The organism is Nevskia ramosa DSM 11499 (genome assembly GCF_000420645.1).
GTDB classification, from domain to species: domain Bacteria; phylum Pseudomonadota; class Gammaproteobacteria; order Nevskiales; family Nevskiaceae; genus Nevskia; species Nevskia ramosa.
This window is the reverse complement of sequence record NZ_ATVI01000005.1, coordinates 96,055-118,285: the sequence shown is the minus strand read 5'-3', so window position 1 is coordinate 118,285 and position 22,231 is coordinate 96,055. Positions and strand designations below refer to the sequence as shown.

Below are 22,231 nucleotides of genomic sequence, written 5' to 3'. Positions count from 1 at the left end.
GATGAACAATGCTCCGTCTTCCGGCTTTCCGCGCTTGATGCTCTGGGCCATCGGCGGCCTGATGGGCCTGACCATGGTGCTGTCGGCCGCGAGCCGGCTCAGCGGCGCCACGCCTTCGCTGATCGGCGAGTCGCCGACCGTCGCCTCGCGCGAGCTGCGCTTCGAGGATCGCAGCGACGGCAGCATTGCGGTCATCGATGCGACGAACCAATCGCAGATTGAAATCGTGCCGCCCGCCAGCAACGGCTTCCTGCGCGGCACGCTGCGCGGCCTGGTGCGCGAACGCAAACGCGAAAGCATCGGTGCCGAGATTCCGTTCACCTTGATCGGCCGCGCCGATGGTCATCTGCTGATCAGCGATGCCGCCACGCATCGCCTGGTCGATCTCGGTGCCTTCGGCCACACCAATGCCGAGGTGTTCGCGCATCTGCTGACGCCAAGCCCGCACCGGCTTGCAGCCAATACCGATGCTTCGCGGAGCACCCCATGAGCACCGCCACGATGGAAGCACGCCTGCCGAACGAGACCACCCGCCGCGCGCAGGAAGACACGCTGCTGACGCCGCGCTTCTACACCACCGACATGGCGGCGATGGATCGCATCGATGTCGAGCCGATCCGCGCCCAGTGGCAGTCGCTGATGGATGAGTACAAGGCCGACAACAACAAGGTCCACTTCCAGCGTCCGCCGAACCTGATGGCCGACTACTCCGATCTGCCCGAAGGGCTGTACAAGGAGTTCGTCGATTTCATGGTCAGCTCGATCACCTCCGAATACTCCGGCTGCGTGCTGTACAACGAGATCAAGAAGAAAGTCGGCAACGAGGACATGAAGGAACTGTTCGGCTACATGGCGCGCGATGAAGCGCGCCACGCCGGCTTCATCAATCAGTGGCTGAAGGATTTCGGCATCGCCGTCGACCTCGGCTTTCTGACCCGCGCGAAGAAGTACACCTACTTCCGACCCAAGTTCATCTTCTACGCGACCTACCTGTCCGAGAAGATCGGCTACGCCCGCTACATCACCATCTTCCGGCAGATCGAGAAACATCCGGAACTGAAATTCCATCCGATCTTTGGCTGGTTCGATCAATGGTGCAATGACGAATTCCGCCACGGCGAAAGCTTCGCGCTGCTGATGCGCGCCAATCCGAAGCTGCTCGAAGGCCACAACAAGCTGTGGATCCGCTTCTTCGTGCTCGCCGTCTACGCGACGATGTTCGTGCGCGACCAGTCGCGCCCGGAAATGCACGACGCGCTGCAGATCGATCCGCGCGAGTACGACTACACGGTGTTCCGCATCACTTCGGAAATCTCCAAACAGGTATTCCCGTTCACGGTCGATGTCGATAACCCGGCGTTCCGCAACTGCCTGGAAAAGCTGCTGGCGATTTCGATGGCGAACGACAAGGCACGTGCCGAAGGTGGCGTGCTGAACGCGATCAAGCGTATCGGCTACGGCGCCAGCGCAGCGGCGACATTCCTGCGCCTATACCTGATCCCGGTGATCTCGCACGAACTGCCGAAGAACGTGCGTCTCTCCCCAACCTGGTAATCCGCTTCTTTCCCCTTGCGGGAGAGGGCCGGGGAGAGGGGTTCCCGCCATGAAGATCGAAATCTCGAAATGACGGCTCTCAGCTTCACCATTCTCTACACGCTGTTCGTCTGGTGGTTCTCCACCGGCGCGATCCTGTATCTGGATGGCCTGCCGCGGTCGACCTACAAGTACAGCTTCGCCGCCGCGACGCTGGTGCTGATCGCAGCGCTTTACGGCCTCGACCACAGTGCCGCCGATACCAGCGTCAGCGGTGCGGTCATTGCCTTCAGCAGCAGCCTGATGGTCTGGGGCTGGCTGGAAATGAGCTTCCTGATGGGCTACATCACCGGCTCGCGCCGCACGCCCTGCCCGCTCGGTGCACGTGGCTGGCGGCGGGCGCGCTACGCCTTCGAGGCCGTGCTGCATCACGAACTGGCCTTGGCAACAGGCGCGGCAGCTGTGGGCGCACTGACCCTGAATGCCGAAAACGGCACCGGCTTCTGGACATACATGATCCTGTGGATGCTGCGCAGCAGCGCCAAGCTCAACGTGTTCCTCGGCGTGCGCAACTTGAGCGAAGCCTTCCTGCCCGAGCACCTCCGCTATCTGCAGACCTACTTCATGCGCAAGCCGATGAACCTGCTGTTCCCGTTCTCGGTGATCGCGGCCACCACAGTTGCCACCTTGCTGTGGAGACTGGCGCTGATCGCTCCGGAAGGCAGCTACGAAGCCGTGTCCCTCGGCTTTCTGGCGACGCTGTTGTCGCTGGCCGTGCTCGAGCACTGGTTTCTGGTGCTGCCGATTCCGGCCGATGCCTTGTGGCGTTGGGGGATGCGGTCTCGGGGGTCGGAGAATGAGCACCTGATCAAGGATGGCGTCCGGGCTGGCCGCTGAGCCCGACTCCAGGCTGACGGCGCCGACAACAGCCCCGCCGAAGCCTCACTTCACAAGTTGCCAATGCGTCCCCAACCCCTCATCGCCGTCAACGACGTTCCAGCCACCAGTCGCTGGTACCAGTTGGTACTCGGCCTTGAAAGCAGCCACGGCGGCGCCGAGTACGAGCAGCTCAGCTTCGACGGCAGGATGGTGCTGCAGCTCCACCACTGGGATGCCCATCACCATCCGCACCTTGGTAGTCAGGAAGTGCAGCCCTGGGGCAACGGTGTGCTGCTCTGGTTTCAGACCGATCACTTCGATGCGGCGGTTCAAAGAGCGGCCGATCACCAGGCGGAGATCCTGGAACCGCCCAAGCTCAATCCCAACGCCAATCATCGTGAGATCTGGCTGAAGGACCCGAACGGCTACGTCGTCGTGATTGCCGGCGCTTACGGCGACATCTGAAACTCTGCGGCTGTCCCACGATTGCCGGACGACAAACGGAGTACCGACCGACTGGCCGACCAAACTATGGGATGGGCCGTCGTCGGGGCCGAGGGCAGAAGATGCACCGTCGCCTGATCCGGCGTGTAGCCCTGCGAGACCTGCCATGACCAAGAACCTCGATTATTTCAAGTACTTGCTGTCCCCGATGATCCTCAGCGCGCACGCCTATGGCATGTGGATGGGCGGCAATTACACCTGGGTCGGCATGGCCCTGCTGCTGGGCGTGCTGTTCTTCGATGCCTTCCTGAAGGCCGACTATTCGATCCGCGATCTGAGACATGCGTGGATCTACGACGTGATCGTGTCGATCACCGTGCTGGCCAGCTTCGTCAACATCCTGTTCTACGCCTGGCTGATCGGGCACGACCACTTCGCGACCACCGCGTCGGAAGTCGGCGCCTTCCTCAGCACGCTGTTCATCGGTTTCGTGATCGGCGCGCCGCCGGTACACGAGCTGTTCCATCGCGAAGGTCTGTTCCTGCGCTGGCTCGGCCGCATCGGCCAATGCCTGGTGTTCGATCCTTGGCGCGAGATCACCCACGTGGTCACTCACCACATGCGCGTGGCGACGCCGGATGACCCGGACTACGCCCGCCGCGGCGACACCGTCTACGGTCACTTCTTCCGCACTTTCCCGGCACAGTGGAAGGAGAGCTATCACCTCGAAAAGATGATGTGGACCAAGCGCGGTCGCAAGTGGTACGACCCGCGCAATGCCTGGGTGTTCAAGGCGTCCTATTTCGGCATCTTCCTCGCCGCGCTGTTCGCGCTTGGCGGCGTCAAGGGCCTGCTGCTCGCCTCGGCCTCGCTGTTCTTCGGCCCGCGCATGCTTCTGGAAGTGTTCAATTACTGCAATCACTACGGCCTGATCTCGGCAACGCCCGGCCGTTTCGAGAAGCACCACACCTGGAATCACATCACGCCGCTGGTACGCATCCTAGCGCTGGAAATCACCAACCACGCCGGTCATCACGACGACAGCTACAAGCCGTTCTACGCGCTGGAACCAGATCCGAACGGCCCGCAGCAGCCGCAGTTCCTGCTTTGCGTGCTGCTGGCGCTGGTGCCGCCGCTGTTCTTCATGATGATCAAGCCGCTGCTCAAGGACTGGGACAAGAATCGCGCGACGCCGCAGGAACGCGAGATCGCCCGTCGCGAAAACGCCCGCGCCGGCTGGCACGAGCTGAACGACGAGCCGGCACCGAGCGCGCCTCCACGCGGCGCAATGGCCACGGCCTGATCGGCCCCTGACTGGAATCGCGAATCGCCATGCAGGTGCTTGAGAAGAATCCGGCCGTCGAAACCCGGGCCGGCCACTGCCGGATCACCGTCCGTGGCCGCGATGGCGGCGAGACCTCGTTCGAGGTGAAGAGGAACGACATGCTGCTGAAGGCAGCGGTCGACCAGGGCATCGACTATCCGCACAACTGCCGGGTCGGCGTCTGCGGCACCTGCAAGACACGGCTGGTCGATGGCCGGGTCAGCCCGATGGTCGATCTGGCACTGTCGCCCTTGAGCAACGAGCAGATCGAGGCCGGTTTCGTGCTCGCCTGCCAGGCCAAGGTGCGGACCGATCTGGTGCTCGACGTGAAGCTCGGCAATGGCGCGCAGTTGCCGGTGCGCACCGTGTCGGCGCTGGTCACGCGCTGGCAGCGGTTGCCCGGCGAGGTCATCGACCTGCGCCTGAAGCTCGATGACGCGGTGGCGTTCAACGCTGGCCAGTACTGCACGATCGCCGAATCCGGCTCGTTCACGCGGCGCAGCTATTCGTATTACGACGTGCCCGCCGCCGATGGCAGCCCGGCCGGCGAAGTCGGCTTCCTGGTCAAGCGCCTGCCCGGCGGCCGGTTTTCGGAGTGGCTGTTTGCCGAGGACCGCAGTGGCATCAAGTTTTGGGTCGAAGGTCCGTTCGGCGTCATGGGTGTCGACGATCTCGATCGTGACGGCCTCTGCGTTGCCGGCGGCACCGGCCTGGCGCCGATCCTGTCGATCGTCGGCGATCGCCTGCAGCGTTCGGAGACCGCGCGTTTCACGATCGTGTTCGGCGTGCGCAGCGAAAAGGACCTGTTTGCCGATACCCATCTGGCCGAGCTTCAGGCCAAGGCCGGTGATCGCCTGCGGGTGATTCCGATCCTGTCACACGAACCAACCGGTTCCAGTTGGGCTGGCTTGCGTGGTCTGGTCACGGCCGCGCTGACACCGGCGCTCGGTATCGACTACCGCGATACCGCCGCTTTCATCTGCGGCAATCTCGGCATGGTCGAAGCGGTTGAGCGGCGCCTGATCGAGCTGGGCGTGCAAGCGGATAGAATCCATGCCGACAAGTTCGTGCCGTCGGGCACTCCCTGACGGCTGCATCAGACGCTTGATCGGGGTGTTGGCGGCGATGTTGCGTGGACTTGCCGTCCATTCCCCAGAATTCCGATCATGACCCTGCTCAAGACTGCGCCGAACTTCCGCGATATCGGCGGCTTGCCCACCCGTGACGGTCGCCAGACCCGCGCCGGCCTCGTCTACCGGTCCGATGCCCTCGACGCGCTCGATGCCGACGATCTCGTCCAACTCGCCAGCCTGTCGCCAAAGGTCTGCTGCGATCTCCGTAGCGATGGCGAGCGCCTGCAGCGGCCGCATCGCTGGCCGATCGGTGCCGAACCGCGGGTCCTGAATCTGTCGGTCGCCACCGATATCCGCGTGCTGATGCCGGAACTGGTCAGCGAGCTGCGCAACAACGCAACCGCCGAAGGTGCCGCGGCACTGATGCGCCATCTGTACCGCGACCTGCCGATGGTCTGCGCGCCGGTGCTCAAGCGGGTGTTCGCCTTGCTGCTCGACGAAGAGACCGAGCAGCTGCCGCTGGTCGTCAACTGCACGGCCGGCAAGGATCGCACCGGCTTCGTCGTGGCGATGCTGCTACACGCGGTCGGCGTACCGGATGAGGCCGTGCTCGGCGATTACCTGCGCTCCAACGATGCCGCCAGCCGCGCCTCGCTGCAGCACAAGGTTGCCGCCCTGCTGCACGAACTGATCGGCATCAGCGCGCCGCCGGACATGCTCGCCGCGATCATCGCCGCGCGTGCCGAATACCTTGATTCGGCAGTCGCCAGGATCGTGGCCGATCACGGCTCGATCGACATCTATCTCGCCGAGGCGATCGGCCTCGACGACAGCCAGCGCAGCCGCCTTGCCGGCCGTCTGCTGGTCCACTGATTTCCCCTTCGTTTCCGGAGTTCCGATGAGCCTTGCCGAACTGTCTCTCGATGCCGCCTCCGGCATCGCGACGATCACCATCAATCGCCCCGAGGTGATGAACGCGCTCAACGTGCCGCTGGCCCAAGCGCTGCGCGATGTCGCGCTGGAGATTCGCGACGACGCTCGGGTGCGTTGTGTGGTGCTGCGCGGCAACGGCCGCGCCTTCATCGCCGGTGGCGATCTGGCCAGCTTCGCGAAGGATTTCGAGGTCGCCGATCAGGTGGCGGACGATCTGCTCAATGCGCTGCATGTGCTGGTCGAAACACTGCGCAACATCGACGCGCCGGTGATTGCCTCGGTGCACGGTGCCGTCGCCGGAGCCGGCCTGTCGCTGATGACCGCCTGCGATCTGGTCATCGCTGCCCAGGGCACCCGCTTCATGATTGCCTATGACCGTATCGGTGCCTCGCCGGACTGCGGCGGCACCTACTTCCTGCCGCGCCTGCTCGGCCGCAACAAGGCTGCCCAGTTGATGTTTCTCAGCGAAACCCTGGACGCCGAAGCGGCGCTGGCAGCCGGCCTGATCTACAAGGTGGTGGCCGCCGACGCGCTGGCAGCGAGCACGGCCGAACTGGCAACCAAGCTCGCCAACGGCCCGACGCAGGCCTACGGCAACTACAAGCGGCTGGTCGAGAAGACTTACGACCGCAGCCTGAGCGAACAACTGGAAGCCGAACGCGATGCGTTCTCGGCGAACACCAGGACGGCCGACTTTCGCGAAGGCGTCAGCGCCTTCCTTGCCAAGCGGCCAGCCCAGTTCAAGGGCCGTAGCCAGTAGGGCCAGACAGACAATCCGTCGTCATCCCCGCGCAGGCGGGGATCCAGTTCTCTGTTGCCAGCGATGTGTGAACGTCAAAACTGGATTCCCGCCTGCGCGGGAATGACAGGTATTTGTGCGCTCAGCGCGGCTTCAGCGGCGGATCGCAGACAAAAGCCTTGCCATCACGCGAGGCCGAATAGGAACTGACCAGCACGGTATTGGCCTTGAGCCGTACCGCCTGCGCCCGCAACTGGTCCATGCCCACGTTCTTGAGGCCTTCGACGCTGTCGACCGCCACGAAACCCGCATAGGTACAGGCGGCGGTCTCGTTCGGGATTGCAGTGATCACCACCTCGTTCATCTGCGTGCGGATCGAGCCGCAGGCTGCAAGACCTACGGCGGCGAACAGCAAGCTCGCAGCGCCAAGGCTGCGGGTCGACTTCGGATGATTCATGGCGCTACTCCGAAAATGTGATCCCGCAACCTTGGCACCGACGCGCAGCCGCATTACATGTTGCGCCGGTATTCGCCGCCAACGTCATACAGCGCGTGGCTGATCTGGCCGAGCGAGTTGTACTTCACCGCTTCGAGCAGCGATTCAAAAATGTTGCGGCGATCGCGGGCAGTCTGCTGCAGGTTCTTCAGGCTGTCGGCCTGCAGGTCGTTGCGCAGCGCGCGGAACGACGCAACGTTATCGATCTGCTGGTCTTTCTCGTCATCGGTCGAGCGGATCAGTTCGATGGTCGTCGCGATCTCGCCGCCGTGGTCCTTCGGCAGGAAGGTGTTGACGCCGATCAGCGGCAGCGAACCATCGTACTTCTTGTGCTCGTAGTACAGGCTCTCTTCCTGGATCTTGCCGCGCTGGTACATGGTGTCCATCGCGCCGAGCACGCCGCCACGCTCGGAAATCGACTCGAACTCCTTGTACACCGCGTCCTCGACCATATCGGTCAGATGGTCGATGGCGAAGCTGCCCTGCCAGGGGTTTTCGCAGTAGTTCAGGCCCAGTTCGCGGTTGATGATCAGCTGGATCGCGACCGCGCGGCGCACGCTTTCCTCGGTCGGCGTGGTGATCGCTTCGTCGTAGGCGTTGGTGTGCAGCGAATTGCAGTTGTCGAACAGCGCATACAGCGCCTGCAAGGTGGTGCGGATGTCGTTGAACTGGATTTCCTGCGCGTGCAGCGAACGACCCGACGTCTGGATGTGGTACTTCAGCATCTGGCTGCGTTCGTTGGCGCTGTAGCGCTCACGCATCGCACGCGCCCAGATGCGGCGGGCCACACGGCCGATCACCGAGTATTCCGGGTCCATGCCGTTCGAGAAGAAGAACGACAGGTTCGGCGCGAAGTCATCGATCTTCATGCCGCGCGCGAGGTAGTACTCGACGAAGGTGAAGCCGTTGGCCAGCGTGAAGGCGAGCTGGCTGATCGGGTTCGCACCCGCTTCGGCGATGTGATAACCCGAGATCGACACCGAATAGAAGTTGCGGACGCCGCGTTCGACGAACGACTGCTGGATGTCGCCCATCATCCGCAGCGCGAATTCGGTCGAGAAGATGCAGGTGTTCTGCGCCTGATCTTCCTTGAGGATGTCGGCCTGCACGGTGCCGCGCACCACCGACATCGTTTCGCGCTTGATCTTGGCGTAGGTCTCGGCATCGACCAGCTGATCGCCGGTGACACCGAGCAGGGCCAGGCCCAGCTTGTTGTTGTTCGACGGCAGCTCGCCCGAGTAGCTCGGACGAACCTTGCCCTTGAACAGCTCGGCGATCTTCTTCTCGGCGGCCGCCCAGCGCGCCGGCTCTTCCTTCAGATACTTCTCGACCTGCTGATCGATGGCGCAGTTCATGAACATCGCCAGGATCATCGGCGCCGGACCGTTGATGGTCATGGAGACGGATGTCGACGGCAGGCAGAGATCGAAGCCCGAATAGAGCTTCTTCATGTCATCGAGGGTGGCGATGTTCACACCCGAGTTGCCGATCTTGCCGAAGATGTCCGGACGGATTTCAGGGTCTTCGCCGTACAGCGTGACCGAGTCGAAGGCGGTCGACAGACGCGTCGGCGCACCGGGCTGGCTCAGGTAGTGGAAGCGGCGGTTGGTGCGCTCCGGCGTGCCTTCACCGGCGAACATGCGGATCGGATCTTCACCGACGCGGCGATACGGATACAGACCGGCCGTGTACGGATAGCCGCCCGGCAGGTTTTCCTTGAGCAGGAAGCGCAGCAGCTCGCCCCAGCCTTCGTAGCGCGGCGCGGCGACCTTCGGAATCTTCGAGTGGCTCAGGGATTCGCTGTAGTTGTCGCCGGACACCGGCTTGCCGCGCACGTGATAGACGTACTGGTCGTCGGTCACGCCCTTCAGGCGCGCCGGCCACTCGCGCAGCAGGCTGATGGAATCCGACTTCAGGCCCTTGATCGCTTCGTTGTAGCGGCTGCGCAGGATCAGCAGGCTGTTGTCGCCGCCGGCGGTGAGGTCTTCACCGGCGTAGAAGTCGAGTGGCTTCGGCAGCTTGGCGTCATCGAGCTCCTTGAGCGCTTCCCACAGCGACTGGGCGCGGTCGGCGATATCGGACTGCGTTTCGCAATCGCGGTTGATGCTGCGGCCGCCTTCGGCGATTTCGGCGAGGTAGCGCGTGCGGTTGCCCGGGATCAGCACCGTGGCGCGCGGTTCCTTGAGCGTGGTGTCGAGGCTCGGCGTCCACTTGTCGACCGGCAGGCCGAGCTTGTCGCGCAGCAGGCGGCAGAGGTTGGTGAACATCCAGGTCACGCCCGGATCGTTGAACTGGCTGGCGATCGTCGGATAGACCGGAACGTCTTCGTCCTTCAGATCAAAGCGCACGCGATTGCGCTTCCACTGCTTGCGCACATCGCGCAGCGCGTCTTCGGCACCGCGGCGATCGAACTTGTTGAGCACGATCAGCTCGGCGTAATCGATCATGTCGATCTTTTCGAGCTGGCTGGCGGCGCCGTAGTCGCTGGTCATCACGTAGATCGGGAAGTCGACGAGGTCGACGATTTCCGAGTCGCTCTGGCCGATACCGGCGGTTTCGACGATGACCAGATCGTAGGTCAGGCTCTTCAGGAAGGCGATGCAATCCTTGAGCACGGTGTTGATCGAGGCGTGCTGACGGCGGGTCGCCATCGAGCGCATGAACGCGCGCGGGTTGCGCAAGCTGTTCATGCGGATGCGATCGCCGAGCAGCGCGCCACCGGAGCGGCGGCGAGTCGGATCGACGGCGAGCACGGCGATGCGCATCGTCGGGAACGCCTGCAGGAAGCGCAGCAGCAGTTCGTCGACCGCCGAGGACTTGCCCGCGCCGCCGGTGCCGGTGAAGCCGATGACCGGCGTGTTGGCGCCCTTGCTCAGCCATTCCTCGCGCAGCTTGGTCAGCTCCGCTTCGTCGAACATGTCGTCTTCGAGCGCCGACAGCCAGCGGCCGACGCTGATCTCGTCGTCGATGGTCGCCACGCCCGGCTTGATGCTGCCCTGGCGGTGTGATTCGGCGCGCTTGACCAGATCCTCGATCATGCCGACCAGGCCGAGCTTGCTGCCGTCGTTCGGGTGGTAGATGCGCTCCACCCCCTGCCCGTGCAGCGCGGCAATCTCTTCCGGCGTGATGGTGCCGCCACCGCCGCCGAACACGCGGATATGGCTGGCGCCACGCTCGGCGAGCATGTCGACCATGTACTTGAAGAATTCGTTGTGGCCGCCCTGATACGAAGAAAGCGCAATGCCGTCCGCGTCTTCCTGCAGCGCTGCGCGAACCACGTCTTCCACCGATCGGTTGTGGCCGAGGTGCACGACTTCCGCACCCTGCCCCTGGATCAGGCGGCGCATCACGTTGATCGCGGCATCGTGACCATCGAACAGGCTCGCCGCCGTGACAAACCGGAGCGGGTTGCGAGTCTGGGAGGTTTCGGTGTCCTGCGGCAGTAGCGACGGGGAATCAGGCATGGCGACGGTCTTCGGTGATCAATGAATGAGGCGTCCGGATGGACGCTGGACTACGTTCACGGCAAACAACGAACAGCAAATCTGCAGACAGACAACGCGCTATCAATCAGGCAACGGCAGCCGCCTTCGACAATTCATCGCGAACCACGCGCTTCAGCACCTTGCCGGTTGCCGTCATCGGGAAGCTGTCGACGAGACGAACTTCCTTCGGCACCTTATAGCCGGCGATATGAAGGCGGCAGTGGGCAATGATTTCGTCCTGCGTCGGCTTGTGGCCGTCGGCCGGCATGATCATCGCCACCACGCGCTCGCCCCACTTCTCGTCCGGCAGGCCGATTACCGCGCACATGCGCACGCCCGGGTGCTTGGCGAGCACCTGTTCGACTTCCGCCGAATAGACGTTCTCGCCACCGGTGACGATCATGTCCTTGACCCGGTCGACGAGGTACAGCAGGCCTTCGGCATCACGGCGGCCGGCATCGCCGGTCTTGTACCAGCCGTCCTTGAGCACGGCGGCCGTGGTTTCCGGCTGTTTCCAGTAGCCGCCGAAGATCGACGGCGAACGGACCATCAGCTCGCCGACGTCACCATCCGGCACTTCGACACCGAAGGCATCGACGAACTTCACTTCGATCAGCGGCAGCGGCGTGCCGCAGGACTTGAGCTTGTCCTCGTCCTCCAGCACATGCTGTTCCGGCCGCAGCAAGGTGATGGCGCCGGAGCTTTCGGTGGCGCCGTAGAACTGCATGAACTTGCACTTCATCTGCACCAGCGCCCGCTGCAGCAGATGCGAGCTGATCGGCGAACCGGCGTACATGACCAGACGCAGGGACGAGAAATCGGCGGTCTTGGAATCCGGGTGATCGAGCAGCATCTGGATCGCCGTCGGCACCAGCGCGACGACGCTCGGGCGATCTCGGGCGATGATCTTGATCAGCTGGCCGGCGTCGAGCTGCGGCAGGATCGACAAGGTCGAACCGTTGTACAGCGACTGGATGGTCAGACCGCTGCCGACCAGATGGAAGTTCGGCATCACCATCAGCATCACGTCGTCCGGCTGCCACTGCAGCGCCGGTTCGAGATGTTCGCAGAGCCGCATGTAGTGGAAACCGCGATGGGTCAGCTCCACACCTTTCGGCTTGCCGGTGGTGCCCGAGGTGTAGATCAGCAGCGCGGCCTGCTCGGCCTCCAGCGGTGCCTGCGGATCGGTGTTGGCGGCCTTGGCGAGCGCCTGACCGAAAGCGCTGTCCGGATTCGGCGGATCGATCTCCACGATCTGGAACTTATGGCTGCACAGCGCCTTGACGCTCTCGGCCAGCGGCATCAGTTCGCGATCGACGAACAGCAGCGGCGCTTCGGCATCGGCGATCACCGCTGCCAGTTCCGGCGCAGCGAGACGCCAGTTCATCGGCGACATGGTGCTGCCGGCCTTGTTGATGCCGAACAGCAGCTGGAAGTACAGCGAGGAGTTCTTGCCGAGGAAGCCGATGTTCGACTTGGGCTTTACACCGAGGCCGGCAATCAGGTTGGCGATGCGATTCGAGCGATCGTCCAGCTCGGCAAAGGTAGTACTACCCGATCCATCGACAAGCGCGACCTTGGTCGGGCGAGTCCGAGCATACAACCGGGGAATGTCGGCGAGTGTCTTGATGTCGGCATACAACCACATGGTTTCATCCTCTTTCGCTGTCACGAATAGCGCTGATTTCTCGGCAGGAAGTCCCGTTCGGGGGCCGGCTCAGCGTCCTTTGAAAATGGGTGCACGCTTTTCGACGAAGGCCATGATGCCCTCTCGGGCATCTTCGCTGCCGGCGCAACCGGCCAGCGCCTGGGCTTCGTCTTCGAGCTGGGTTTCCAGCGGCTGGCGCAGCGCCTTGTCGACCAGGCGACGAATCTCGCCGAAGGCGCGCGTCGGACCGTTGGCCAGGCGGATGGCAGCTTTCTCGGCCGTGGCGGCCAGTGCTGCGTCCTCAACCACCATGTCGGCCAGACCGCAGGCAGCGGCTTCGTCCGAACTGAGCATTTCGTTGAACAGCAGGAAACGACGCGAACGGGCAATGCCGAGACGCGAAACCAAGCCGAACGAGGCGCCGGCGTCGCAGGAATAGCCGATCTGCGGATAGGCGGCGCCGAAGCGCGCGCTCTTGCCGGCATAGACCATGTCGCAGTTGGCGATCAGCGCCACACCGCCGCCCATGCAGGTGCCGTGCACCGAGGCGATCAGCGGCGCGTCGAGACGCTTCAGGCGCGCGATGCCCATGTGCAGGGTCGAGGTCCATTCGATGATCGATGCCGACAGGGTGTCGATCGACTCGACGAACATGCGGATGTCGCCACCGATCGAGAAGAACTTGCCGTTGGCGCTGAGCAGCACGGCGCGCACTTCCTTCTTGCGGGCGGTGAGCAGATTGGCCGCCTGACTGAACTCCGAGCAGAACTGCGCGTTGAACGGATTGCCAGTGTCCGGCTGATTCAGCGCGAGGCGGGCGATGCCGTCACTGATGCTCAGGTCGATGGTCTTGAATTCCACGATGTCGATCACTCCGGTTCCGCTGTTCAGTAATCCGTACTGTCCACGCAAGCATGTGCACAGGCAGTGAAAAAAAAAGCTCGCCGCCAATGCTGGACGGCGAGCCTTCCGATCTTTAGGGCGATTTCGGGAGCGACTTCCGTGCTCTTTCAGACGCCGACAGTTCTGCTCGGCTAGCCCGCGAGACGCTTCTGGACAGCATCCGCGTCATCGCTCTTGGCAATCGGCTTGACCTTCTCGTGGCCCTGCACGCGGCCGAACAACGAGCGGCCGATGATCAGCTTCATCACTTCGATCGAACCGCCGGCGATCTTGACGATGCGCGCATCGGCGAAGGCACGGGAGATCGGGTATTCCCACATGTAGCCCCAGCCACCGAACAATTGCAGACATTCGTCGGCGATCTTGCAGTGCAGGTTCGACAGCCACATCTTGGCGATCGCGGCATCGACTTCGTCGAGCTCGCCATTCATGAACTTGGTGATGCAATGGTCAGTGAAGACCCGGCCGATGACCGCTTCGGCATGCAGCTCAGCCAACTTGAACTGGGTGTTCTGCATGGCGCCGATGGTGGTGCCGAAAGCCTTGCGGTTGGCGGTGTAGTCCACCGTCATCGCGACCAGATGCTCGGACACCGTCGCCGAGCGAATCGCCTGCGCCAGACGCTCCTGGGCCAGCTTGGTCATCATCAGCTTGAAGCCTTCGCCTTCCTTGCCGAGCATCGCCGAGGCCGGCACGCGCAGGTCTTCGAAGAACAGCTCCGAAGTGTCCTGAGCCTTCATGCCTAGCTTTTCCAGATTGGTGCCGCGCTTGAAGCCCGGCAGGCTGGTGTCGACCAGGAACAGGGTGACACCCTTGCCGCCAGCATCGCCGTCGGTCTTGGTCGCCAGCACCAGCACGTCGCAGAGCTGGCCGTTGGAGATGAACACCTTCTGGCCGTTGATGACGAAGTCATCACCGTCACGTACGGCGCGGGTACGGATCGCCTTCAGATCCGAGCCGGCATGCGGTTCGGTCATGCCGAGCGAGCCGATGGCTTCGCCGGACACCATCTTCGGCAGCCAGCGCGCTTTCTGTTCTTCGGTGCCGAAACCCTTGATGTAGGTGGCGACCAGATCGCAATGGATCAGGAAGCCCGGGCCGGTGAAGCCGCTACGCGCCATTTCCTCGAAGACCACGACGTCGAACAGATAGTCGAGGCCAAGGCCGCCGAACTCTTCCGGCACCGTGCAGCAGAGCATTCCCGCTTCGCCTGCCTTGATCCACAGGTCACGCGGCACGATGCCGTCATGCTCCCACTGGGCGTGATACGGCGCGATCTCGCGCTCGATGAACTTGCGAACGGTATCGCGGAAAAGCTCGTGCTCGTGGGTGAACAGCGTGCGCTTGAACATGGTGCTTCCTCAAAAATTCTGTGAGAAATCGTATGGCAGCCTACTATTCTTGTAAAGCTGCGCCGGAATCCGGATTGCCGCCCCGCGACCAGATCGCGCTCAGTACGACTTCGGCTGATCGAGCACTTTTTCGGCGATGAACGACAGGATCAGCTGCTCGGTGATCGGTGCGATGCGGGTCACCGTCACTTCGCGGAGCAGGCGTTCGACGTGGTACTCCTTCGCGTAACCCATGCCGCCGAAGGTCAGCACCGCCTGCAGGCAGGCATCGAAGCCGGCGCGCGCGCCAAGGAACTTGCCGGCGTTCGCCTCGGCGCCGCAGGGCAGATGGTTGTCGTACAGCCAGGCGGCCTTTTCGACCATGCGCTGGGCGGCTTCGAGATACATCCACTTTTCCGCGAGCGGATGCTGGATGCCCTGGTTCATGCCGATCGGACGGCCGAAGACGACGCGCTCGCGGCCGTACTTGGCGGCGCGACGCAGCGCGTCCTGGCCGATGCCGATCGCTTCGATGCCGATCAGCACGCGTTCCGGATTGAGGCTGTGCAGGATGTAGCCGAAGCCCTTGCCTTCCTCGCCGATGCGATCGGAGTCGGGAATGAACAGGTCATCGATGAAGATCGAATTCGAATCGACCGCCTTGCGGCCCATCTTCGGAATCTTGGTGACGGCGATCTTCGAGCGATCGAGGTCGGTATAGAAGATGGTGATGCCGTCGGTCGGACGCTTGGCGTCTTCGAGCTTGGTGGTGCGGGTCAGCAGCATGATCTTGTTGGCGACCTGCGCGGTCGATGTCCAGACCTTCTGGCCGCGCACGACATAGCCACCGTCGACCTTGGTCGCGAAGGTCTTGATCGCCGTGGTGTTCAGGCCGGCGTCCGGCTCGGTGAAACCGAAGCAGCACTGATCTTCACCGGCGATCAGACGCGGCACCCAGCGCGCCTTCTGCTCGGGCGTGCCGTAAACCACGATCGGGTGCGGGCCGAACAGGTTGATGTGCACGGAGGACGTTGCCGCCATGCCGCCGCCGTGGCTGGCGATCTCATGCATCATAATCATCGCTTCGGTCACGCCCAGACCCGAGCCGCCGTACTCCTCCGGCATGGTCAGGCCGAGCCAGCCGCCGTCGGCCATTGCCTTGTGGAACTCGCGTGGGAACACGCCGTCCTCGTCACGCGCCAGCCAGTAGTCGTCACCGAACGAGCGGACCACGGCGCCAACGCCGTCGCGGATCGCCTGGTGATCGGGATTGATCGAAAAATCCATCGAGATAACTCCGGAAAGGTAAGAGGTAGAAGGAGATTCGGGCCTGCGAGCGGCGCGATTACGCGGCCGGCTTGCGCAGCATCAGCGCTTGGCGCTGGGTGGTGCAGACGATCTCGCCGCGCTGGTTCAGGCCTTCGTGCAGGAAGGTGACGATGCCGGCATTGGGGCGCGACTTCGATTCACGAACCTCGAGCACCGTGGTGCGCGAACGGATCGTGTCGCCGGCGAACACCGGCTTCGGGAACCGGGTGTCGGTCATGCCGAGGTTGGCGACCGTGGTGCCGAGCGTGGTGTCCTGGATCGTCAGGCCGATGACCAGACCCAAGGTGAAGATCGAGTTCACCAGCGGCTGGCCGAACTCAGTGTTCTTGCAGTACTCGGCATCGATGTGAATCTGCGCCGGGTTATAGGTGGCACCACAGAACCAGACGTTGTCCGATTCGGTGACCGTACGACGGATTTCGTGATCGAAAACCCGACCCACTGCAAACTGCTCGAAGTACAGACCCGCCATTGCCGACTCCCGGAAAAGCCGCAGCGCGGCCGATATTTAGTATGGTGCCATACTATCATGTCGGGATGGGGGGTCAACCGGCCTCGGAACTACCCTCTACCAGCAGTCATCCCCGCCTGCGCGGCGATGACGTTCAACAGCAACCTCAAAGCGACCGCGAAATCAGCTCGCGCATGATTTCCGAGGTGCCGCCGTAGATGCGCTGCACGCGGGCGTCGGCGTAGAGCTTGCAGATCTCGTACTCGCGCATGAACCCGTAGCCGCCGAAGAACTGCAGGCAGGTATCGACCAGGCGGCCGTGCATCTCGGTGCACCACAGCTTGCCGATCGAGGCATCCGCCGAAGTCAGCGCATGGCGATCGTGCTTTTCCAGGCATTGGTCGACAAACGCCCAACCCACCGCCAGCTCGGCCTTCAGATCGGCCAGCTTGTAGCGGGTATTCTGGAAATCCATGATCGTCTTGCCGAAAGCCTTTCGGTTGTTGACGTAGTCACGGGTGATGTCGAACGCCTTCTGCGCCGCCGCCATCGACGACACCGCCAGGGTCAGACGCTCCTGCGGCAGCTCGCTCATCAATGACGCGAAGCCGGTCCCTTCGGCACCGAGCAGATTCGAGACCGGCACGGTCACGTCGTCGAAGAACAGCTCGGAAGTGTCCGACGACAGATGGCCGAGCTTGTCCAGATTGCGGCCGCGACGAAAGCCGGGACGATCGGCTTCGACCAGGATCAGGCTCATACCCTTCGAGCCCGGTGCGTCCGAGGTGCGCGCGACGACGATCACCAGATCCGAATGCTGGCCGTTGGAGATGAAGGTCTTCGAGCCATTGATGACGAAGTTATCATCCACGCGAACGGCGCGCGTCTTGATGCCCTGCAGATCACTGCCGGTGCCGGGCTCGGTCATCGCGATGGCGCAGACGGTCTTGCCGCTGACCATGCCGGTCAGCCAGCGCTGCTTCTGCTCTTCGGTGCCAAGGCTGATCAGATAGCCGGCGCAGACATCGTTGTGCACCGACAGATCGGTCTGCGGCCCGGCCATGCCGGCATAGGCCAGTTCCTCGACGACGATCGCGTTGTGCCGAAAGGTACCGCCGACACCGCCATAAGCGTCGCCGACCTGCGGACACAGCATGCCAGCCTCACCGGCCTTGTCCCACATCACGCGATCGACGATGCCTGCCTCTTCCCAGCGTGCGAAATGCGGCACCAGTTCGGCCTTGATGAAACCGCGAACGGCGTCGCGGAACATCTCGTGTTCTTCGGTGTAGACAGCGCGGGCAGGCAGCATTGAAATCTCCTCGAGTTGGCGACGCAAGAGCGATTTCGTCATTCCCGCGGAGGCGGGAATCCCGTTCTGCTTGAGCGCGGCCGCTGAAAAACTGGATTCCCACATTCACGGGGATGACGTTGTATGAAGAATGTCGCGCTCGTTGGCTGCGCAGACAGGCGATGAATTCGACACAGGTTCGCAGCAGCTGCCGGCCGACTGGGCGGCAGCTTCGATCGTCGTTGCCGAGATTTCGATTGGGCCAGCACCCTGCCCGGCACTGCGCAGACCACGGTCGAGGTTTCGGTTCTTTCCAGACGCAATCTAGACGTTGCGGAGAAGCCCGAAAAGTCCGGAGGCGTAACTAATGCCGCAGAAGGCAGTGGCAATATTGAAGTCGCTGCTCGACCGTTCGTCGCATTTTCGGTCTGGTGCTTGACAGAGCCGGAGCGCATTCTGATACAGTCACAACTGAACAGTGTGTTCAATTTTGTTACGCACTAAGTTCCACCCACATGCGGTGCTCCGAATCTCGCGAACCGAAACAGGTTCGCAGACCCTCGGAGTTGCGATCCAACGGTGCCTGAGGAGGCGATGATGAATGACTATCTGAAGTACTGGATTCCTGTTTTTGTCGTAGCGCTGGCCTACTACGGTTTCTATGCCGGCGGCGATTACGTCTGGATCGGCATCCTCTCGTTCCCGATTCTCGCCGTGCTGGACACGATTGCCGGCCGCGACTACAGCGTCCGGAAGATGAACAACGCGACGCTGGCAAACATCCCGATCTGGCTCTGCGCCGTCGGCCCGGTGTGCCTGTACTTCATGGCCGCCTGGCGCATTGGCCAGGGTGACCTGACCACCGCGCAGCTGATTGGCGCCGGTCTCAGCCTGGCCTGGATGGGCGTCATCCCGCTGGTGCCGGCTGCTCACGAGCTTTACCACATGCGTGGTGCCCTGCCGCGTACTGTCGGCCGCTACTCGCATCTGTGCATTCTCGATTGCACCCGCGACATCGGTCATGTTGTCGGCCATCACATCGACGTCGCCACCCCGGATGACGGCGATACCGCTGCTCGCGGCACTAACCTCTACACCTTCACCTGGGGCGCTTTCGTCGAAAGCACCATGTATGCGATGAAGATGGAAGCCGGCGCGCTGAAGAAGAAGGGCAAGTCGCCGTTCCACATCAGCCATCGCGTCTATCGCGCCCTGCTGGCGCTGGCGATCTTCCACGTGATCATCTTCCTGATCGGTGGCCCGGTGGCCAACCTCGTCGCCCTCGGCGGCCAGATCCTGGCTCGCTTCTGGGTCGAATCGTTCAACTACTTCCAGCACTACGGTGTGGTTCGCCTGAAGGGCGCGCCGATCGGCCGTCGTCATCTGTGGAATCACCTGGGCTGGTTCTCGCGGGCCATGGCCTTCGAGATCACCAACCACGCCGATCATCATCTGAACTCGTACCAGGTTTATTACAAGCTCGTGCCGCACAAGGAAGCGATTCCGATGCCGAGCGTGTTCGTCTGCTTCCTGTCGGCGCTGATTCCGCCGCTGTGGCACGAAGTGATCATCAAGCCGGCGCTGAAGCGCTGGGATCTGGAATTCGCCACTGCCGAAGAGCGGGCCCTCGCCGCCAAGCAGAACGAAGCCGCGGGCTGGCCGGATTGGCAGCATGAGTCCGGCGCCGTGGTCGGCAAGGCCATGACGGTCGGCGTCTAACGCAGAGCCGTAACAAAAAGGCGGCGTCATCGAGAGATGACGCCGCCTTTTTCACGTTCGCTTGCTTGAGGCCGCGACTCAGGACTTCTCGTCGGCGAAGATCGCGCAGACGCTGACGTGGGCCACCGCCTTGATCAGGCGATCGAGATCCTCGCCATGACGGATCGCGCTGAAGCGGCCGAGATAGGTGACGACGAACCAGGACAGCGCATCGGCCACGTCATCACCCGTTTCCGGGCGGCAGGCGCCACTGCGATTGACGGCAGCGATCGCAGCCCGGCAGCGGCCGCAGATGGTGTCCATCATCTTCTGGAACTGGATGCCCAGCGCTTCGTCGTTGCGGGCGCTGTCGTTGAACGCCGACAGGATCGCGTGATGCTTCCGGAACGTCTTGCTGACGCCGATCATCGTCGCTTCCATGTCCTGGCGCAGCGGCCGTTCGCCGCCGGGCCCGGTGCCCAGCCAGCTGCCGGCACTATCGACGATCTCGTCGGTGATCAGGCTCATCAGCCGGGCGATCAGCTCGTTCTTGTCGCGGAAATGCGAATAGAAGGTGCCGCGCGACATCCCGGCTTCCACCGCCAGTTCCTCGACCGACAGCGTCACGAAGCGCTGACCCTGTTCGAGCATCCGCTCCATCGCCGCCAGCAGCCGCTCCTCGATGGTCGGCTTCTTGCCGCCATGCTTGCTGCGGGTACGTCGGGTCGGTCGGGGGCCAATCGTCGTCAGCATTCGGAATCCGGGCAGAGCTTCAGGAGTGGCTTCTTTTCGTTGATGCAGAAGCCGTGCCCTCATTCTATCCGGGCCGGCGGACCTATCGGCCGATCAGGTGCAATCGGAACCAATCAGGACTTTGGCATTCGCCAGGCTTTCACGAACAAGCTCACCAGCGACTCCACCCAGCGCTTGCGGCTGGCCGGATGGCGCGACGGCGTCAGCAGCAGGTAGCGCCCTGCCCCGCTGGCCATGCCGGAAATCTGCACGGCGGCGTCGTAGGGCGAATCGATATCGACCAGCCCCTTGTCCTTGAGCGCCTGCAGGTAGGCGACCAGCGGCTCGGAAATATGCTGCGCGTCTTCGAGCATGGCCCGGCCCAGCTTCGGGAAGCGGCCGGCTTCGGCGATCACCATGCGCATCACGGCGAGATAGTCCGGGTGCGTGTAGCCGTCGTAAAGCTTGGTGATGATCGCCCGCAGCGCGGTTTCCAGCGGCACGTCGGCATCGGCCATGGTGCCGAGCCGCGCCCGCACCGACAGCTGCGCGCGGCGCGCCACTTCGACGAACAACTGCTCCTTGGTCTCGTAGTGTCGGTACAGCGTGATCTTCGCCACGCCGGCCTCGCGGGCGATGCCTTCCATGCTCGCCGCCTTCAGACCACGGGCGATGAACAGTTGCAGCGCGGCATCGAGGATGCTCTGGCGCAGCGCCTCGCCTTCCTCCCGGGTAGGCCGGCCACGAGTGCGCGCAACCGGCCTGGGCGGCTCAGCGGCAGCAGACAACGGATCGGGAGGCGTGATCATCGTCTGATTCACGAACCGCTCATCTCGAATGCGGGCTGTCTGGCCTAGCTCCTGGATGAGCGCGTCTTGACGCCTTCGGTGAGCAGTTGCGGCGGCGTGTCCAGATGAAACGCCGCGAATTCCCGCGACTTGTCGTTGTCGAGACCTTCGGTCATCGGCTCCGGCGGATTCCAGCAACGAGCGTTCGGTGCTCCGCCATCGACGCGGATACAGGAACCGGTGATGTAGGCAGCCGCAGGCGACAGCAGGTAGGTAATGGCGGCAGAAATCTCCGCGACATTTCCGTAGCGCTGCGCAGGTACCGACGCGGGATATTTGAGGATGTCTTCCTGCACATTGGGCTCGTAGGTATCGAAGCCGCTGCTGGCGATGCCGCCCGGCGCAACACAGTTGACCCGCACGCCCGAGTGCGCCCATTCCGAAGCAGCGGTCTGCGAGAGCGTCCACATGCCGCCACGCGAAGCACCGGAGTGGCCGTACTGAAACCACCCGCCCCAGATGTCGGCAATCATGTTGACGATCGCGCCGCCATGCTGCTTCATCCAGCGGTTGTAGACCTCCCGCATCACCATGAAGCCGCCGAAGAGGTTGAGCCGGACGACCGCCTCGAAGCCCTTGCTGCTGATCTGATCCAGCGGCTGGCGATACTGCCCGCCGGCGTTGTTGACCAGGCAGTCGATCCGGGCGTGTCGGGCGAGCACGTCATCGATCATCGCGATGACCTGCTCCTCCTTGCGGATGTCGCAGGCGTGCATGGTCACCTTGTCGGCGCCGATGCCGCTCGCCTCGATCTCGCCTTTGACGACCGCCAGCTTTTCAAGATCACGACCGACGAGCGCGACGATCGCCCCAAGAGAGGCAAGTTCATGAGCGGTGCAGCGACCGATGCCGCTGCCGGCCCCGGTAACGATGATCACCTGATTGGCGAAAAGATCTGCGCGGAAGACCGATTGGTAGGACATTGCGTGTTCTGAGCGAGGCGATGGTTGGCGCTATGGCATTCGGACCTGCCGAAAGAGCAGCGAAGCCTCGCGTGCTCAGCTTCGTTCCGAGGTTCGAGCGCGACCTGGGCCGCGCAGCGCACGTTACCCGAACAACTCGGAGAAGAAAAAGGACGCTCTCGGCACTTTTAG

The 22,231-nt window shown here is 63.0% G+C and carries 20 protein-coding genes; 9 read left to right on the top strand and 11 right to left on the bottom strand.

Annotated features, from left to right (window positions below; genetic code table 11):
* The first annotated feature begins 1 nt into the window (after position 1).
* The 8 genes from puhC (at position 2) to G513_RS0101250 (ending at position 6,946) form a co-directional block, all read left to right on the top strand.
* Positions 2-490 (top strand): photosynthetic complex assembly protein PuhC, encoded by a 489-nt coding sequence (gene puhC / locus G513_RS20755; RefSeq protein WP_022975017.1) that lies wholly within the window; start codon positions 2-4, stop codon positions 488-490.
* Complete coding sequence (acsF, locus tag G513_RS0101280) at positions 487-1,554, top strand: magnesium-protoporphyrin IX monomethyl ester (oxidative) cyclase (RefSeq protein WP_022975016.1); 1,068 nt, start codon at positions 487-489, stop codon at positions 1,552-1,554. The genes puhC and acsF overlap by 4 nt, the downstream gene beginning before the upstream one ends.
* A gap of 69 nt (positions 1,555-1,623) precedes the next feature.
* Positions 1,624-2,430: a putative photosynthetic complex assembly protein PuhE gene (puhE, locus tag G513_RS20750; RefSeq protein ID WP_022975015.1), complete on the top strand. Its 807-nt coding sequence runs from the start codon at positions 1,624-1,626 to the stop codon at positions 2,428-2,430.
* 63 nt (positions 2,431-2,493) lie between these two features.
* Positions 2,494-2,877: a VOC family protein gene (locus tag G513_RS0101270; RefSeq protein WP_022975014.1), complete on the top strand. Its 384-nt coding sequence runs from the start codon at positions 2,494-2,496 to the stop codon at positions 2,875-2,877.
* A 145-nt stretch (positions 2,878-3,022) separates the two neighbouring features.
* On the top strand, positions 3,023-4,159 hold the full coding sequence (locus G513_RS0101265) for a fatty acid desaturase (RefSeq protein WP_022975013.1): 1,137 nt from the start codon (positions 3,023-3,025) through the stop codon (positions 4,157-4,159).
* A 29-nt stretch (positions 4,160-4,188) separates the two neighbouring features.
* Positions 4,189-5,268: a 2Fe-2S iron-sulfur cluster-binding protein gene (locus G513_RS0101260; RefSeq protein WP_022975012.1), complete on the top strand. Its 1,080-nt coding sequence runs from the start codon at positions 4,189-4,191 to the stop codon at positions 5,266-5,268.
* A 78-nt stretch (positions 5,269-5,346) separates the two neighbouring features.
* Complete coding sequence (locus G513_RS20745) at positions 5,347-6,126, top strand: tyrosine-protein phosphatase (RefSeq protein WP_022975011.1); 780 nt, start codon at positions 5,347-5,349, stop codon at positions 6,124-6,126.
* A 25-nt stretch (positions 6,127-6,151) separates the two neighbouring features.
* Positions 6,152-6,946, top strand: a complete 795-nt coding sequence (locus G513_RS0101250) for an enoyl-CoA hydratase/isomerase family protein (RefSeq protein ID WP_022975010.1) — start codon at positions 6,152-6,154, stop codon at positions 6,944-6,946.
* 121 nt (positions 6,947-7,067) lie between these two features.
* On the opposite strand, the gene G513_RS0101245 is transcribed toward G513_RS0101250, so the two are convergent.
* The 8 genes from G513_RS0101245 to G513_RS0101210 all read right to left on the bottom strand — a co-directional run bounded on the left by G513_RS0101245 (position 7,068) and on the right by G513_RS0101210 (position 17,880).
* Entirely contained in the window at positions 7,068-7,382 is a 315-nt protein-coding gene (locus G513_RS0101245; RefSeq protein ID WP_022975009.1) for a hypothetical protein, read from the bottom strand.
* 53 nt (positions 7,383-7,435) lie between these two features.
* Positions 7,436-10,885: a methylmalonyl-CoA mutase family protein gene (locus tag G513_RS0101240; protein WP_022975008.1), complete on the bottom strand. Its 3,450-nt coding sequence runs from the start codon at positions 10,883-10,885 to the stop codon at positions 7,436-7,438.
* A gap of 106 nt (positions 10,886-10,991) precedes the next feature.
* Complete coding sequence (locus G513_RS0101235) at positions 10,992-12,554, bottom strand: long-chain-fatty-acid--CoA ligase (RefSeq protein WP_022975007.1); 1,563 nt, start codon at positions 12,552-12,554, stop codon at positions 10,992-10,994.
* 69 nt (positions 12,555-12,623) lie between these two features.
* A complete protein-coding gene (locus tag G513_RS0101230; protein ID WP_022975006.1) occupies positions 12,624-13,427 on the bottom strand; it encodes an enoyl-CoA hydratase/isomerase family protein in 804 nt (267 codons plus the stop codon).
* 161 nt (positions 13,428-13,588) lie between these two features.
* The gene (locus G513_RS20740; protein ID WP_022975005.1) at positions 13,589-14,809 is read right to left on the bottom strand and encodes an acyl-CoA dehydrogenase family protein; all 1,221 of its coding nucleotides are present in this window, start codon (positions 14,807-14,809) and stop codon (positions 13,589-13,591) included.
* 99 nt (positions 14,810-14,908) lie between these two features.
* The gene (locus G513_RS0101220) at positions 14,909-16,075 is read right to left on the bottom strand and encodes an acyl-CoA dehydrogenase family protein (protein ID WP_022975004.1); all 1,167 of its coding nucleotides are present in this window, start codon (positions 16,073-16,075) and stop codon (positions 14,909-14,911) included.
* 58 nt (positions 16,076-16,133) lie between these two features.
* The gene (locus tag G513_RS0101215; RefSeq protein ID WP_022975003.1) at positions 16,134-16,589 is read right to left on the bottom strand and encodes a MaoC family dehydratase; all 456 of its coding nucleotides are present in this window, start codon (positions 16,587-16,589) and stop codon (positions 16,134-16,136) included.
* A gap of 145 nt (positions 16,590-16,734) precedes the next feature.
* Positions 16,735-17,880, bottom strand: a complete 1,146-nt coding sequence (locus tag G513_RS0101210; RefSeq protein WP_028474993.1) for an acyl-CoA dehydrogenase family protein — start codon at positions 17,878-17,880, stop codon at positions 16,735-16,737.
* 576 nt (positions 17,881-18,456) lie between these two features.
* Between G513_RS0101210 and G513_RS0101205 the strand changes: the two genes are divergently transcribed.
* The gene (locus G513_RS0101205) at positions 18,457-19,578 is read left to right on the top strand and encodes an alkane 1-monooxygenase (RefSeq protein ID WP_028474992.1); all 1,122 of its coding nucleotides are present in this window, start codon (positions 18,457-18,459) and stop codon (positions 19,576-19,578) included.
* Positions 19,579-19,656: 78 nt separating this feature from the next.
* Here the strand turns inward: G513_RS0101205 and G513_RS0101200 are convergent, their stop codons facing one another.
* The 3 genes from G513_RS0101200 to G513_RS20730 all read right to left on the bottom strand — a co-directional run bounded on the left by G513_RS0101200 (position 19,657) and on the right by G513_RS20730 (position 22,060).
* The gene (locus tag G513_RS0101200) at positions 19,657-20,310 is read right to left on the bottom strand and encodes a TetR/AcrR family transcriptional regulator (RefSeq protein ID WP_022975000.1); all 654 of its coding nucleotides are present in this window, start codon (positions 20,308-20,310) and stop codon (positions 19,657-19,659) included.
* A 113-nt stretch (positions 20,311-20,423) separates the two neighbouring features.
* Positions 20,424-21,110, bottom strand: a complete 687-nt coding sequence (locus G513_RS24550; protein ID WP_051144304.1) for a TetR/AcrR family transcriptional regulator — start codon at positions 21,108-21,110, stop codon at positions 20,424-20,426.
* Positions 21,111-21,142: 32 nt separating this feature from the next.
* Positions 21,143-22,060 carry an SDR family oxidoreductase gene (locus G513_RS20730; protein WP_022974998.1) on the bottom strand — a complete coding sequence of 306 codons (918 nt, stop codon included), beginning with the start codon at positions 22,058-22,060 and terminating at the stop codon, positions 21,143-21,145.
* Positions 22,061-22,231 lie beyond the last annotated feature (171 nt).

What these genes read in the sequence shown, in the direction of transcription:
- G513_RS0101210 (WP_028474993.1), bottom strand. Translation starts at nt 17,880, where the DNA reads ATGCTGCCTGCCCGCGCTGTCTACACCGAAGAACACGAGATGTTCCGC.
- G513_RS20730 (WP_022974998.1), bottom strand. Translation starts at nt 22,060, where the DNA reads ATGTCCTACCAATCGGTCTTCCGCGCAGATCTTTTCGCCAATCAGGTG.
- G513_RS0101220 (WP_022975004.1), bottom strand. Translation starts at nt 16,075, where the DNA reads ATGGATTTTTCGATCAATCCCGATCACCAGGCGATCCGCGACGGCGTT.
- puhE (WP_022975015.1), top strand. Translation starts at nt 1,624, where the DNA reads ATGACGGCTCTCAGCTTCACCATTCTCTACACGCTGTTCGTCTGGTGG.
- G513_RS0101215 (WP_022975003.1), bottom strand. Translation starts at nt 16,589, where the DNA reads ATGGCGGGTCTGTACTTCGAGCAGTTTGCAGTGGGTCGGGTTTTCGAT.
- G513_RS0101245 (WP_022975009.1), bottom strand. Translation starts at nt 7,382, where the DNA reads ATGAATCATCCGAAGTCGACCCGCAGCCTTGGCGCTGCGAGCTTGCTG.
- G513_RS0101265 (WP_022975013.1), top strand. Translation starts at nt 3,023, where the DNA reads ATGACCAAGAACCTCGATTATTTCAAGTACTTGCTGTCCCCGATGATC.
- G513_RS0101240 (WP_022975008.1), bottom strand. Translation starts at nt 10,885, where the DNA reads ATGCCTGATTCCCCGTCGCTACTGCCGCAGGACACCGAAACCTCCCAG.
- puhC (WP_022975017.1), top strand. Translation starts at nt 2, where the DNA reads ATGAACAATGCTCCGTCTTCCGGCTTTCCGCGCTTGATGCTCTGGGCC.
- G513_RS0101200 (WP_022975000.1), bottom strand. Translation starts at nt 20,310, where the DNA reads ATGCTGACGACGATTGGCCCCCGACCGACCCGACGTACCCGCAGCAAG.
- G513_RS0101260 (WP_022975012.1), top strand. Translation starts at nt 4,189, where the DNA reads ATGCAGGTGCTTGAGAAGAATCCGGCCGTCGAAACCCGGGCCGGCCAC.
- G513_RS0101205 (WP_028474992.1), top strand. Translation starts at nt 18,457, where the DNA reads ATGAATGACTATCTGAAGTACTGGATTCCTGTTTTTGTCGTAGCGCTG.
- G513_RS0101250 (WP_022975010.1), top strand. Translation starts at nt 6,152, where the DNA reads ATGAGCCTTGCCGAACTGTCTCTCGATGCCGCCTCCGGCATCGCGACG.
- G513_RS0101270 (WP_022975014.1), top strand. Translation starts at nt 2,494, where the DNA reads ATGCGTCCCCAACCCCTCATCGCCGTCAACGACGTTCCAGCCACCAGT.
- G513_RS0101235 (WP_022975007.1), bottom strand. Translation starts at nt 12,554, where the DNA reads ATGTGGTTGTATGCCGACATCAAGACACTCGCCGACATTCCCCGGTTG.
- G513_RS20740 (WP_022975005.1), bottom strand. Translation starts at nt 14,809, where the DNA reads ATGTTCAAGCGCACGCTGTTCACCCACGAGCACGAGCTTTTCCGCGAT.
- acsF (WP_022975016.1), top strand. Translation starts at nt 487, where the DNA reads ATGAGCACCGCCACGATGGAAGCACGCCTGCCGAACGAGACCACCCGC.
- G513_RS20745 (WP_022975011.1), top strand. Translation starts at nt 5,347, where the DNA reads ATGACCCTGCTCAAGACTGCGCCGAACTTCCGCGATATCGGCGGCTTG.